Annotated in this window: 12 protein-coding genes; 7 read left to right on the top strand and 5 right to left on the bottom strand. The window is 58.4% G+C overall.

Features of this window, described 5'->3' with window-relative positions; all coding sequences use genetic code 11:
* Positions 1-7: 7 nt before the first annotated feature.
* A complete protein-coding gene (locus tag QP978_RS05540; RefSeq protein ID WP_101738793.1) occupies positions 8-457 on the top strand; it encodes a YchJ family protein in 450 nt (149 codons plus the stop codon).
* Positions 458-469: 12 nt separating this feature from the next.
* Here the strand turns inward: QP978_RS05540 and QP978_RS05535 are convergent, their stop codons facing one another.
* The gene (locus QP978_RS05535; protein WP_070642068.1) at positions 470-1,447 is read right to left on the bottom strand and encodes a DUF808 domain-containing protein; all 978 of its coding nucleotides are present in this window, start codon (positions 1,445-1,447) and stop codon (positions 470-472) included.
* A gap of 171 nt (positions 1,448-1,618) precedes the next feature.
* Between QP978_RS05535 and QP978_RS05530 the strand changes: the two genes are divergently transcribed.
* Complete coding sequence (locus QP978_RS05530) at positions 1,619-2,326, top strand: isochorismatase family protein (RefSeq protein ID WP_284856936.1); 708 nt, start codon at positions 1,619-1,621, stop codon at positions 2,324-2,326.
* On the opposite strand, the gene QP978_RS05525 is transcribed toward QP978_RS05530, so the two are convergent.
* On the bottom strand, positions 2,323-2,874 hold the full coding sequence (locus QP978_RS05525; RefSeq protein ID WP_502870676.1) for a gamma carbonic anhydrase family protein: 552 nt from the start codon (positions 2,872-2,874) through the stop codon (positions 2,323-2,325). The genes QP978_RS05530 and QP978_RS05525 overlap by 4 nt on opposite strands.
* 109 nt (positions 2,875-2,983) lie before the next feature.
* Between QP978_RS05525 and QP978_RS05520 the strand changes: the two genes are divergently transcribed.
* The 4 genes from QP978_RS05520 (at position 2,984) to QP978_RS05505 (ending at position 6,614) form a co-directional block, all read left to right on the top strand.
* Complete coding sequence (locus QP978_RS05520) at positions 2,984-3,307, top strand: putative quinol monooxygenase (RefSeq protein ID WP_070546114.1); 324 nt, start codon at positions 2,984-2,986, stop codon at positions 3,305-3,307.
* On the top strand, positions 3,307-3,924 hold the full coding sequence (locus QP978_RS05515) for a hypothetical protein (protein WP_070546088.1): 618 nt from the start codon (positions 3,307-3,309) through the stop codon (positions 3,922-3,924). Before QP978_RS05520 ends, QP978_RS05515 begins: the two co-directional genes overlap by 1 nt.
* Before the next feature lie 184 nt (positions 3,925-4,108).
* A complete protein-coding gene (locus QP978_RS05510; RefSeq protein ID WP_070546090.1) occupies positions 4,109-4,975 on the top strand; it encodes a 3-hydroxybutyryl-CoA dehydrogenase in 867 nt (288 codons plus the stop codon).
* 280 nt (positions 4,976-5,255) lie between these two features.
* Complete coding sequence (locus tag QP978_RS05505) at positions 5,256-6,614, top strand: acid phosphatase (RefSeq protein WP_070546092.1); 1,359 nt, start codon at positions 5,256-5,258, stop codon at positions 6,612-6,614.
* 8 nt (positions 6,615-6,622) lie between these two features.
* Here QP978_RS05505 and QP978_RS05500 read toward each other — a convergent pair whose 3' ends face one another.
* From QP978_RS05500 to QP978_RS05490, 3 genes are all read right to left on the bottom strand, one after another.
* Complete coding sequence (locus tag QP978_RS05500) at positions 6,623-7,774, bottom strand: MalY/PatB family protein (RefSeq protein ID WP_070546094.1); 1,152 nt, start codon at positions 7,772-7,774, stop codon at positions 6,623-6,625.
* Positions 7,775-7,871: 97 nt separating this feature from the next.
* Positions 7,872-9,455 carry a glycerol-3-phosphate dehydrogenase/oxidase gene (locus QP978_RS05495; protein ID WP_070546096.1) on the bottom strand — a complete coding sequence of 528 codons (1,584 nt, stop codon included), beginning with the start codon at positions 9,453-9,455 and terminating at the stop codon, positions 7,872-7,874.
* A 685-nt stretch (positions 9,456-10,140) separates the two neighbouring features.
* Positions 10,141-11,835 (bottom strand): FAD-binding oxidoreductase, encoded by a 1,695-nt coding sequence (locus QP978_RS05490; protein WP_083317213.1) that lies wholly within the window; start codon positions 11,833-11,835, stop codon positions 10,141-10,143.
* Positions 11,836-12,060: 225 nt separating this feature from the next.
* Here QP978_RS05490 and QP978_RS05485 point away from each other — a divergent pair, with 225 nt between their 5' ends.
* A complete protein-coding gene (locus QP978_RS05485; protein WP_016423132.1) occupies positions 12,061-13,020 on the top strand; it encodes a diacylglycerol kinase in 960 nt (319 codons plus the stop codon).
* Positions 13,021-13,066: the final 46 nt, after the last annotated feature.

Genomic DNA, 13,066 nt, shown 5'->3' with positions numbered 1-13,066 from the left:
GTCTGGATTGGTAGCAGGAAACGGTGCTAGAGCAGGAAGCGGGAACGCATTTTTCGCCCGCGCCCGCGTTACTGATTCCGATTTGTGCCCGTGTGGTGGGGGACTCTACGGGCAGTGCTGTGGCCCGCTGCACCGCGGTGAGCGGGAGGCAGTGACCGCAGCTGAGCTGATGGCCGCGAGGTACAGCGCTTACGCTGCCCACGAGGCGGACTACATCTGGCGGACGTGGCATCCGCGCTACCGCCCGGAAGTTATCAATGTCGATGACAGTGTGGAATGGGAAGGACTCACCATCATCAACGCTGTCGATGGTGGCGAGGATGACCGCGAAGGCATCGTGGAATTTGAAGCGGCCTTTCATGACCATGACGGTGTCGGCACGATGCACGAGCGTTCTCGTTTTGTTCGTCGTGCGCGACGTTGGGTCTACGTCGACGGCGAGGTCACGTACTCCTAAGCGTCAGACTTGTTAGGCAGAGGCCTCCGCTGCATTTTCCTCGTCAGACTTGTTGTGCTTGCCGTGGCCGAATGGCAGCACGGCGACAATCGCCACAATGATTGCTCCCCAGATGGCGCCGAAAATCAGTGAGCCGGTGGTGTTGGCCAACCAGCCGAGGAAGCCACCGGTAAACAGCTGCTCAAGGTTGTGGACCAGCTGGTAGGGGAGGTGCCAGCCCAGCTCGTCGAGGCCGACCACCATGATGTGGCCACCGACCCACAGCATGGCAAACGTGCCGATAATACCGATTGTGTTCAAAACGATTGGCATGGCTTTGACCAGCGCCGCACCAAACTTGCTGATACCGGCTGACTTCTTGGACTGCAGGTGCAGGCCAATATCATCAATCTTGACCAAGAAGCCCACCACGCCGTAGACCGCAAGCGTGATGATGAGTGCGACCACAATAAGAATCAGCGCGCGATTGAGCAGTGGCTGATCAGCGACCTCATTGAGAGAAATCACCATGATTTCCGCAGAGAGAATCAAGTCTGTGAAAATTGCAGACTTCACCAGGGAATCTTCATTCTGTGGTGTGCGGTTGGTCGCCGCCTCCATCCGCTCCTGCTCAGTCTGATCGGGAGAGATTCGGTGCTTAATCTTCTCCCAGACCTTTTCCATGCCCTCAAAGCACAGGTAGGAGCCGCCGAGCATCAAAATCGGCGTCAGCGCCCAGGGCAGAAACTGACTTAGCAGCAATGCAATCGGCAGAATAATGACAATTTTATTGACCAAGGAGCCCTTGGCGATACGCCAAATAATCGGCAGCTCGCGTTTCGGCGAGACACCCTCGACGAATTTAGGCGTTACCGCAGCGTCGTCAACCACAACACCGGCGGCTTTAGCGCTAGCTTTGCCGGCCGCAGCCGCAATATCGTCTGTTGTTGCCGCTGCAGCACGTGCAATCGTGGCAACGTCGTCAAGCAGCGCGACAAGTCCGCCTGCCATAAAAACCTCCCGTATTGGAGGACGCGACCAGGAGCCGTCGTCGTATCAAAGAATTACCGGAGCAATTTTAACCGCTTTCCCGGATTGACTCTGTGTTGTCGCTAGGGCGTCGATATCCTGTCGATAGTTCACGTGCTCCTCTGAACGTGGGCACGTGGCAAGATATAGGCCATGAACGCTTCCTTCTCCGAAATCTACCGACAGGTCAATGCGGACAACTCGGACAACGCTGGCACCGGGGCAGACACCAGCAACGACGCCCACTCCGAGGAACAACAGCGCCCGGCGCGCCCCCGCATGGCACTGGTAGTCGTCGACGCTCAGAATGATTTTTCCGCGGGTGGCGCACTTGCCGTCGACGGTGCTGAGGCAGCGTACACCGCTACATATCTGCATGTCGCGGGCACAGCGAACAAGTACTCGGTTCTTGCGACCACCCGTGACAATCACATCGCCCCAGGCACTCACTTCTCTGAAACCCCGGATTACGTCGATACGTGGCCGAAACACTGTGTCGCAGGTACCCCGGGTGCGGAAATTCACCCCGGCATGCAGCGTGCCATCGCGTTTTTTGAGCAGCTCAACCCCGCTGCTGTGCGCATCGATGTTACGAAAGGGGAGTACGCCGCCGCTTACTCCGGTTTTGAGGGAACAACGGAGGCTGGCGTTTCGCTTGCCGACGCTCTCCGCGCCTCTGACATCGAAGAAATCGATGTGGTGGGTGTTGCGACTGACCACTGCGTCCGCGCCACTGTGCTGGATGGTCTCAAGGAGGGCTTTTCCGTCCGCGTTTTGAGCAATCAGGTCGCGGCGGTGGACCCGGAGCGCGGCAAGGCTGCACTAGCGGAATTGGCCGCGGCGGGCGCGACTGTGGTCTAGTTAAAAGTCACCATATCCAGGTCGACCTCGCGGAGGTGGCGGTGGTTGGACGCTGTTTCCACGTAGCGCCCTGCATGGGCGATGAAGCCCTCTGCTTCCTCAGCCGAGAGTTGACGACGCACCTTGGCGGGAACACCTGCAGCCAGCGACCTGGGGTCGATAACCTGATCTTCCAACACCACGGCACCTGCGGCAATGAGGCTGTCAGCGCCGATACGGGAACGCGAAAGCAGGGTGGACTTCATACCGATGAGGCAACCATCTTCAACCGTGGTGCCGTGGACCAAGGCCATGTGTCCGACGGTGACATCATCGCCGAGAATCGTGGGCACGCCCCGGTCGACATGGACTGTGGAGTTGTCCTGAATATTGGTGCGCTGGCCAATGCGGATCGGTGCGACGTCACCTCGGAGAACAGAACCGTAGAACACGGAGCTATCCGCACCGATTTCGACATCACCGATAATGACCGCGCCGGGCGCAATCCAGGCGCTGGAATGAATGCGTGGGGTCTTATCTTGGTACGTGAGAATGAGCGGAGTGTTCATCATACAAACCAATATAACTGTCACCTGAGGTCAGCGTAAGAAAAATTCTCAGCGAAACTCTATTCGTCGAAGGGTGCAATTCTGCTTGGACGCGCATACAGTGGGCGACATGATTTTTATCGTTGTGAATTACCAAGTTAAGCCGGAGTTTGCCGGCGAATGGATGGACCACGTCGCTGAGTTCACCGCTGCCACCCGCGCAGAGGCTGGCAACAAGTGGTTTGAATGGTCCCGCAGCGTAGAAGACCCCAACCAGTACATTCTCGTCGAGGCATTCGATGATGACGCTGGTGAAGCCCACGTCAATTCCGAGCACTTCGCCAAGGGACTGGAGGCGATGAAGCCGCTGCTCGCTGAGACCCCGAAGATTGTCTCGCAGGTACTGCCAGATAAGCAGGACTGGGATCGCATGGGCGAGCTGCAGGTCGACTAATGTCCTCAGACACCATTCGCGATGGCGCAGCCACTTCCAGCAGCGACACCTATTCTCTGATTGGACGCGGCCTGCGTATTGGCTCTGCTGTGCTGGCCTCTGCTCTCGTCGTTGGTCTCAGTGCCTGTGGGGACAGCGATGAGGCAGCTTTGGAGGGCAGCCAACATCAGTCAAGCCAGGCGCCGAGTGCTGTTGCCTCCACCGCCGCTATTCGGGATAACTTGGCTCAGCTGGCGGCGGATACTGCGGCGCTGAAGAAAGCATCGCAGACGCTGATTGCGAAGGAAACGGTCTCGGAAGAGACCCGAAAGATTGCGCAGCAGGCGGAGCCAATCTTTGCTGAAGAGGAATCGCAGCTAGTCAAGACTCTCGGCGTCGATGTCGATCCGTCTGAGACCAAGCTCGACACCTCCACCATGACTCGCCTCGAAAACGAGGAGGGGCCACACGCAGATATGGCTTATCTGACGTTGATGGAAGGCAGCCTGGATAAGATGCTCGGCCAGTGGGAAGAACTGGAAAAGCATGGCGGAAACGACCTGCAAGAATTGGCACGCTCTTCTCAGCAGCAGCTGGAAGATATTCAGCAGGCGCTGGAAAAACGTATGCAGTACTAGCCGCTGCCTAAACCTCGTGGGGAAAATTCAAGTAAAAAGTCCTGCAAAGCGTGCCCGGGGAACCGGGGAAGTGAGTAGCGTGTAAATAAAGCCAGTGCGCTGTGATCGTCGTCAAGCGAATGCGCACTCGGATGAAGCGCAATGCTGACTAATAACCCAGAGTAGAAGGTAGGAAAATACGCCAATGGCAAATAGCATCTCGCGAGTAGGTATCGTCGGCGCCGGTCAGATGGGCTCCGGAATTATTGAGGTCTGTGCGAAGGCCGGTAGCGATGTCAAGGTCTGGGAGGCCAAGGAAGAGTTCCTTGAGTCCGGTCGCGCCCGTATTGAAAAGTCGCTGGATAAGGCCGTTTCCCGTGGCAAGCTAGAGCAGTCTGCACGTGATGAGATTCTGGGGCGTATTAGCTTCACCACCAAGCTGGAAGACTTCGCTGACCGTGAGCTGGTCATCGAGGCCATCGTGGAGAACCCGGAAGTAAAGGCCAGCGTCTTCTCGCAGCTCGATGAGATTGTTGAGTCGGACGATGCCATCCTGGCTTCCAACACCTCCTCGCTGCCAATTCAGTCCATTGCTGCAGCCACCAAGCGCCCGGATCGTGTCATGGGCCTGCACTTCTTCAATCCGGTTCCGGTTCTGCCTCTGGTAGAGCATGTCGTTACTCTGACGACCGGTGATGTTCAGTCGGAGCGTGCGTACGAGTACGCTTCCGAGGCGCTGGGCAAGACCGTCATTCGCGCTAAGGACCGCTCGGGCTTCATTGTTAACGCTCTGTTGGTTCCGTACATCCTCGGCGCTATCCGCATGCTGCAGGACGGCATCGCTACCGCAGAGGACATCGATGCCGGCATGGTCAATGGCTGTGCGCACCCGATGGGTCCGCTGACTCTGGCCGACATGGTTGGTCTGGATACCATCAAGTTCATTGCCGATGCCATGTTCGATGAGTACAAGGAGCCGACATACGCGGCACCTCCGCTGCTCAAGCGCATGGTTGAGGCGGGTCACTTCGGCCGCAAGTCCGGCCGTGGCTTCTACGACTACTCCAAGTAGTCCACGCTTTTAGCCCCGTTTGGGGCGAGTATTGAATTCTTACCGGTTGACGGGCGTTTATCCCGCCAACCGGTTTCTTTTATGCATTTATCAGTGAAAACCCGGCGTCTGAGGGGCAAAGTTCCCACGATTGGCGCTAGTATCTTGAAAACTTGTTTCTTTTCAACGAGCCGAAACCTCACAGTGCGCTTAACATAAGTGAAGATTTTGTCAGACCTTGGATTATAGAGCACTTCACAACTGGTGCCTCCCACGCAGCAATCTGGAAAGGAATGTTTCAGTGTCTTCTTTGAAGCCGCACAAGCGCATTGCAACTCGTACTCGCGTCGGCGCTGCTACCGCAGCAGTGGCAGTTGTAATGGGGCTTGCGCCGGCAACGGCCGTGGCAGCTCCGGTCAACCCGTTGGCCGAGCTGGGCAACCGCCTGGACTCTGTTTCTGATCTCCCAGCTAATGTGGCCGCTCCAGAGGGAATTAAGCTGCCCGGCGGTGGCTTGGAGGTCCCGGATTCCATTTCGCTGCCATCATCTTCCGGGGAAAACACCGACCCGAATGCGCCGAAGCCAACCTCGTACCGCCCGGACCAGATTGCGCGCGCGTACCCATCGGATGCCGCCACCGATAACTGGTTCTACTTCTACGTTGTGCATCCTTTCGTGGAGCTGGAGAAGAGCCACCCAGAGGTCATGGACCAGAACCTCGAAACGGTCGTCCGCATTAACAACGCTGCCAAGAATGACCCGCAGGCACAGGAACTCGCTCTTGATGACGACTACCTAGACCCACTGGCCAATATTTCCACTGCTTTCGGTGCAAACCTGGGTCAGCACTTCCGTGATGCCTACGACGAGGATCGCCTGCCGAAGGTGAAGGCCCTGCTGTCCGGCAACCTTGCTCGCGGCGGCGGTCTGGTCAGCTCGACCTTCTTCGAGAAGTACGTCTACGGCTACGATCGCCCGTTTGTGGTGGCACCGGAGCGCATCGAGCGCTACTACCGCGAAGGCCAGGATGACCCGTACTCGACCACGCCGTCCTACCCGTCGGGTCACACCAACAAGGCTGCATGGACTTCAACCCTGCTGGCCCTGATGCTGCCGGAGGTTGCACCACAGATTCAGGCGCGTGCGTCCGAGGCCGGTCATTCTCGCCTTGTCATGGGCGTCCACTACCCTCTGGACGTTATGGGCGGCCGCATGATGGGCAACCAGGCCGCAGCTGACCGTTGGGCAGACCCAGAGTTCCGCCCACTCATCGAAGAAGCAATGGATGAGCTGCGTACGGAGCTCGAGTACCGCTGTGGCGACACCATCGCCAACTGCGTTGCCAAGGACACCCCGTACATGAGCACCGCAGCTGCCGTTCAGCAGTACACCGAGCGCATGACCTACGACTTCAAGCAGGTTGGCCCGGCTAATGAGCCAGTTGTAGTTCCGAAGCGTTACGCAGGGTTGCTGGAGACTCGCTTCCCGCAGCTGACTGAGGAACAGCGCAACTCCATCCTTGCTCAGACTGCAATCCCATCCGGTTACCCGCTCGACCGCACTGACGGTGAGGGGCAGCACGTTCGCATGAACCTGGCTCGCGCTCTGGCCGCCAACGTTGTTGTCAACGCCGATGGCAGCGTCACTGTCACCAACTAAAACGTCAACTACAAGCGCAGGGCCGCGTCGAGACGGTCCAGGGCCTCACTGAGGATTTCCGGGGAGGTCGCAAAGTTAAGCCGCACATGCCCAGGCCCGGCTTCGCCGAATGCGAAGCCGGGGGTGAGTGCTATTTTGGCGTTTTCAACCAACCACGCAGCTGGGTCATCACTGTCAACACCAGGCACGTCACCCAAGTCCAACCACGCCAAGAATGATGCCTGCGGCGGGGTAAAGCGAGCCTGCGGCGCAATAGTGGACAAACGTGTTCGCAAAGTCTCACGGTTGGTGCGCAGGACATTGACAAAGTTGTCCAACCAGGGCACACCATCGCGGTAGGCGGCGGTGGCAGCGGCGACACCAAGAATAGAGGCGCCTTCGCGCACAATGAAGGGCAGCTCAAGCCAAGTTTTGGCATCTTCGTCGTTAAAGATAATCTGCGCACACTTGAGGCCAGCGGTATTCCAGCCCTTCGAGGTAGCAGTCACTGTGATAGTCACGGCCGCCGCAGTATCCGACACCGACGCGGTTGGAGTGTGAGTGCCATTTAGAACTACTGGGCCGTGAATCTCGTCTGAGATAATTCGCGCACCAAAGCGAGCGGCTAAATCGGTAATCTCACGCAGTTTTTCGGGGGAGTAGGTAAAGCCGAGAGGGTTATTCGGGTTACATAAGATCAGGCAACCGGCACCGTCGGCGAAGGCGCGTTCGAGGGCGCTGAGATCCGGGCCGTCGGCAAGCGTGGGGATGCACACTGTCTCACGTCCCAGCGCGGGACCTACCTGGAAGAACGGCATATAAGCGGGAGTGGGGACGACAATTGCGGAATCGGGGCGGGTGAAGCGTTCAACCGCGAGCGTGACACCGCGGACGACGTCGGCGACTGCAAAGATATTGTCGGGGTTCGGGCGCCATCCGTAGCGTGCTGCGGAAAAGTCCGCGGTTGCGGTCGTAAGCGCGGTGATGTCTTGCGAGAGGTATCCGAACTGTTCGCGCTGACATGCCTCGTCGATTGCGGCGCTGACCGCAGGGCAGGTGGTGGCATCGGATTCGGCGACCCACAGCGGCAGCACGTCCGGGGGATATGCGGTCCATTTGACTGTCCCGCGGGAGCGGAGCTTATCGAGGGAGGGGAATGTGACAGCGTTATTTACACTCATAGTTTCCGTGTATACAGAAAAAGCGGGAAGTCCGAAGACTCCCCGTTTTATCCAGTAGCTACGGCCGCATCAGAAGCAGCCACAGCAATGACCAGCGCTAGGCCAGCCTCAGTGCCTCCTCAGCAGCTGGCAGGGCAGCTTCGCAATCAGCCTTGACCAGCCCCAGGCGTGTGCGGCGATCGAGAATATCGTCGACACTGAGAGCTCCCTCGTGCGTCACATGCCAGGCAAACTCGGCGCGGGTGACATCGAGGCCCTCCGCTACCGGGGCGAGCGGTCGGTCGAGCGGACAGGATTCGATGACCTCGAAGGATTCGGCACCGTAGCGATTAAACAGCGGCATCGGGATACGGCCTGCAGCGGCAGCGGTGCGAGCGCGGTCGAGCTCCTCCGGCTCGGAGCCCAGCACAGGGATCGTGCGGGTGGAGCACGGGGCAAGCGAAACACCGAGCTTCTCTTCGACCTTGTCCACGGTTTGCTCAGCCATAAGACGGTACTCGGTGAGCTTGCCACCAGTAATGGAAATCAGGCCGTTCGGGGCCTCCAACAAGGCGTGTTCGCGAGAGAGGTCAGCGGTGTGTGCCTCGCCGGCGTCGATGAGTGGACGCAGGCCGGCGAAAGCGCCGATGACATCGTCGCGAGTGAGCGGAACCTCAAGTGCTTGGTTGATGACATCGAGCAGAAAAACGATGTCATCCTCCGGTACTTCCGGAACATCCGGGATCGGGCCCGGTGCATCCTCATCTGTCAGGCCGATGTAGACGCGGTTGTGCTCTGCGGGCAGGACAAAACAGAAACGGTTGGTGTGACCGGGCACCGGTACCGTGAGAGAGCCGCTAGGGTTGCCTAGCTTCGCGGCGTCGAGAACCAGGTGTGTGCCGCGAGATGGACGAATCTTGATGTTCGTCGCCAGTTCGGCTGCCCACACACCAGTGGCATTGACCACTGCGTGAGCCGGCAGCTCGAAGGGATCGCCAGTGAGCTCGTCGACTAGTGTGGCGCTCGTGCCAGAGGCAGTCTCGCAGCGCACTCGGGTCAGAATAGTTGCACCGTAGCTAGCGGCAGTTCGAGCGATAGCGGTGACCAAGCGTGCGTCGTCACGCAGCTGACCGTCGTAGTTGACGTAGCCGAATCTCACCTCGCGCTTACGTACGGTCGGCGAAAGCTGGCTGACTCGGCGGGAACCGACAGTGCGGGACAGCGGCAGGGTAGTGGCGGCGGTACCAGCGATAATGCGCAAAAAGTCACCGGCCAAAAAGCCTAACCGTGGCAAAATTCGGGTCAGCGGTGCAAACTTATCCATCACCGGTACGACCTGCGGCAGGTTATGCACCAGGTGCGGAGCGGTGACGTCGAGCAGCGCACCACGTTCAATAGCTGAGCGGCGAGCGATACCGACATTGCCGCTGGCAAGGTAGCGCAGGCCGCCGTGGGCGAGCTTCGACGACCAACGAGAGGTACCGAAAGCTAGATCCTTCGATTCGACGAGAACGGTATTCAAACCCCTCGATGCTGCATCTAAAGCGATGCCGACACCAGTGATACCGGCGCCGATGACCAGCAGATCGGGGATGTTGCCCTTAGCGGTTTCTTCGCGCAGACGATTCAAGTCCGCTTGCCGACGAGCCTTGTTCAAAACCGCAGCTGAGCGATCGCGCTGAGGAGCGTGCGTGGCAGTCATAGTCTTTCTTCCTCGACTTTCCCGAAGACGGTAATAGTGATGAAACGATCTGGCGTACGTGATGAAGTTGTGGAGTGCGTAGTGAGCGTGAACTATTTCGGGGCGTAACCCATTGCAAGGCAATTAGAAATAGACTAAGTTGTTCATTATCAACGACCGGCACGGATATTGATTCAAGAAATCTCTCTTAGTTGCGAATCATTTCCCGGGGATTACAAGGAAGGAGACACCTCGATGGCTATGCACCCAGCGTCCAACCGCTCTGAGTCCATGAACCGAGCTTTCGCCGCTACTGCACCATCGCTGCAGATGTGTTGCTGCTGTCTCCAGTCCGTGCCGCCCCAGACAGGTCGTAACTAAAAAGACGCGCTTAGGCATGTAAAACGCCACGCTGTTTGCGGTCGCACGGACGAAATCGCACCGATTGAGCCGACCCATCCCACCATCCGAGCATTCTCGCTTGGAATTCTAGGAAGAAGCGACAGCGACAATGACCGCAGCACTCGAATCTTTTACCCTTGACGATTACGTTTCACTGTTTATTTATGACGGCCCAACGTCGCCAGAAATCTATGCCAGTGAACTGGTCAGTCTAGCTCGCTAACCGAGGCTGGCGGCTAGACAGGCCGGGTTTTGCCGTGGTCAGCAGCAAATAGCGGTTGGGCCGAAGCTGGCGGCGACAGGGTTAGATCATGTTGCCGTCGTAACGCTCTTCCAAGGAGCGCGGGCCGGTAGCCAACTTGCCCGGGTTGAGGATGCCAGCGGGGTCGAGTTCGTCCTTAATTGCGCGCATGACCTTGGCGAACAATTCGGTGTTCTCCTCGTAGTACTGCGGGCTGTGATCCTGGCCAATGCCGTGGTGGTGCGTGATGGTGCCGCCGAATTTCATCATGGCCTCTGATGCCGCGGACTTGATGTCCATCCACTGCTGGAGAATCTCGCCCTCGGTCTCGCGGAAGAAGTACGTGAAGTACAGCGAGCAGCCGGATTCGTACATGTGCGAGATGTGGCAGAAGACGTACACCGGGGTGCCGTGCTTCTCGCCAGCGGCTTCCATTGCGGAGGCGATTTCGCGGCGCAGTGTAGCGGCGTTATCCCAGGTGGTGGCGGTCTCCAGGGTGTCGACACCGACGCGGCGGGTCATCATGACATCGCGCAGGTACGGCGAGGAGAAGCGGTGGTTAACCCAAGCCATGCCCGGAATGGAGCCCATGCGGACGCACTTCTTGGTCAGCAGGCGACCGGCCAGGCGCTCACGGGTGACGCGGGCGCCGACCGGATCAGTCTGGGCGAAGCCAAAAATCACCATGCACGGGGTATCGATGCCACGCAGCTTCAGGTACTTTGTGACCTTCTCGGACATGCTGGCGGAGCCCAGCTGAGTGAGGCCAAACAGCGTTTCCTTCTCGTCGGAGATGCGCGCTAGGTGCGGGATATTTCCGCTCTGCTCCAACTTGCGCAGCTCCTCGGCGGCTTCCTCAAAGGAGTTGAAGAAGTAGGTGTCGAAGAGCATCTCCTTTTGCGGACGCTGATTTAGGGCAATCGTCACATGCGTGATGATGCCCAGGGTGCCCTCCGACCCCAGGAAAAGCTCACGCGGGTTTGGACCGGATGCCGACGACGGCATGTCGCGGAACTCCATGGTGCCGGCTGGCGTGACGACGCGCATGCCAATCACATTGCGGTCGATGCGACCGTAACCAGAGGATTCCTGGCCTGCAGAGCGGCAGGAAACCCAACCGCCGACAGTGGAGTACTCGAAGGACTGCGGGAAGTGACCAGCGGTGAAGCCGGCCTTGGACAGTTCCTTTTCCAAGTCGGGGCCGAAAACGCCGGTCTCAACGGTGACGGTGCCGGCGATCTTGTCAATGTCGATGATCTTATTAAAGGCGGTCATGGACACTGCGATGGCCTTACCCATGCCACCGTCAATAGCCTCCACGCCGCCGACGACCGAGGTGCCGCCGCCGAAGGGGACGACTGCAATCTTGCGCTCAGCGCAGACCTTGAACAGGTTCTCGATATGCTTTTCAGTTTTCGGTAGTACAACAGCATCTGGGGCGACATCGAGCTTGGCTGCGCGAAGGCGAACCAGGTCGGGGTAGGAGCGGCCGACAGCGTGCTTGACACGAGTGTCATGGTCGGTGGCGACGGCATCCGCGCCGATAATAGCCCCCAGGGCCTCGATATCCTCGTTGCTGAGGCGACTATCGGGGATGGTGACATCGGCGATTTTGCGCGGCGGGTTGTTTGCGTCCAGCGACATACCGATTTCGCGCTGCAGTAGCTTCTCGCTGGCCACGGTGATTGGCTTGTCGTTGCCGTCAACACCCCAGCCCCACCAGCGCATGCGGTACGGAATCGTGAGCTTGTTAGACATCCTGAGCTTCTCCTTGGGCATCGGTGCTGAGAGCCTGAACTGCGGAATTATGTGTAACTTGTGCAGAAGCACATCTTTACATGTTTGTATTATAGCGGTATTGCGTTACGTTTTCTCAAAAAATGTCAATCATTCTTGGTAGACTTTAGTTAGGTGCGGTAGCAAAACCGCATAAAGGCCAGTTTCGGCCGGTCAAAAGCCCACGTAAAAGTAGGTAATTCTTCGATGAACGCTAACGACAAAGATCTCAGTTACCCGCTGGGAACAACTGAGATTCGTACCCTCGCTCTGGTCACTAACCCCCACGCCGGTCATGGCGCCTCGCAGATTGCCTCAGCTCGGGCAAGTCGGGTGTTCGCGGATCGCGGTATCGACGTCATCGCTCTCCAAGGTGCTAACCCCGACGACGCCCGCAAGCTCATTCGTGAGGTCATCGCCGACGGCCGAATCGATGCCTTGGCAGTTTGCGGCGGCGACGGCATGATTAACCTCGCGCTGCAGGAACAGGCACAGACCGGCATCCCCCTCGGCATTATCCCCGCTGGCACCGGAAACGACCACGGCCGTGAATACAATCTGCCGCGTGGCAATGCTCGCGATGCTGCTCACGTTATCGCCGACGGTTTCTGGACAACCACTGACCTCGGCCGCATTACGAGCGCAACAGGGGACCGGCGCTGGTTCGGCACCATCATGTGTGCCGGCTTCGACTCCATTGTCTCCGACCGCGTCAATCAGATGACCTGGCCACACGGCCGCAACCGCTACAACCTGGCCATCGTCCGCGAATTCTTGGCTTTCCACTCCCTGCCATTTCGCCTCACGCTTGATGACGATCGGGTTCTCGAAGATCCCATCACGCTGGCCGCTTTCGGCAACACCCGTTCTTACGGCGGTGGTATGAAGATTTGTCCGTCTGCAGACCACTCCGATGGCCTGATGGACATCACCGTCATCGGCAAGGCCGGACGGATCAAGGCCGCCCTTGCTTTCAAGTCCGTCTTCGACGGCACCGTTGAAAAAATCGGTGAGGTCAGCACCTATCGCGCTAAGAAGGCTTACGTGGAATATATCGGCCCACCACGCCAGATGAATGCCTACGCTGACGGCGACCTCATGTTCCCGATGCCAGTCACGGTGGAAATCGTCCCAGGCGCTGGCCGCTACATCGTTCCCCGTCCGTAAAAGAACGCAAGGGGGTTCTCGTCGTCAAGCTTTTCCCGCATGCTTG

The sequence above is a fragment of the Corynebacterium sp. MSK035 genome, assembly GCF_030232615.1.
Taxonomy (GTDB): Bacteria; Actinomycetota; Actinomycetes; order Mycobacteriales; family Mycobacteriaceae; genus Corynebacterium; species Corynebacterium jeikeium_D.
This window is presented reverse-complemented; position numbering and strand designations above follow the sequence as displayed.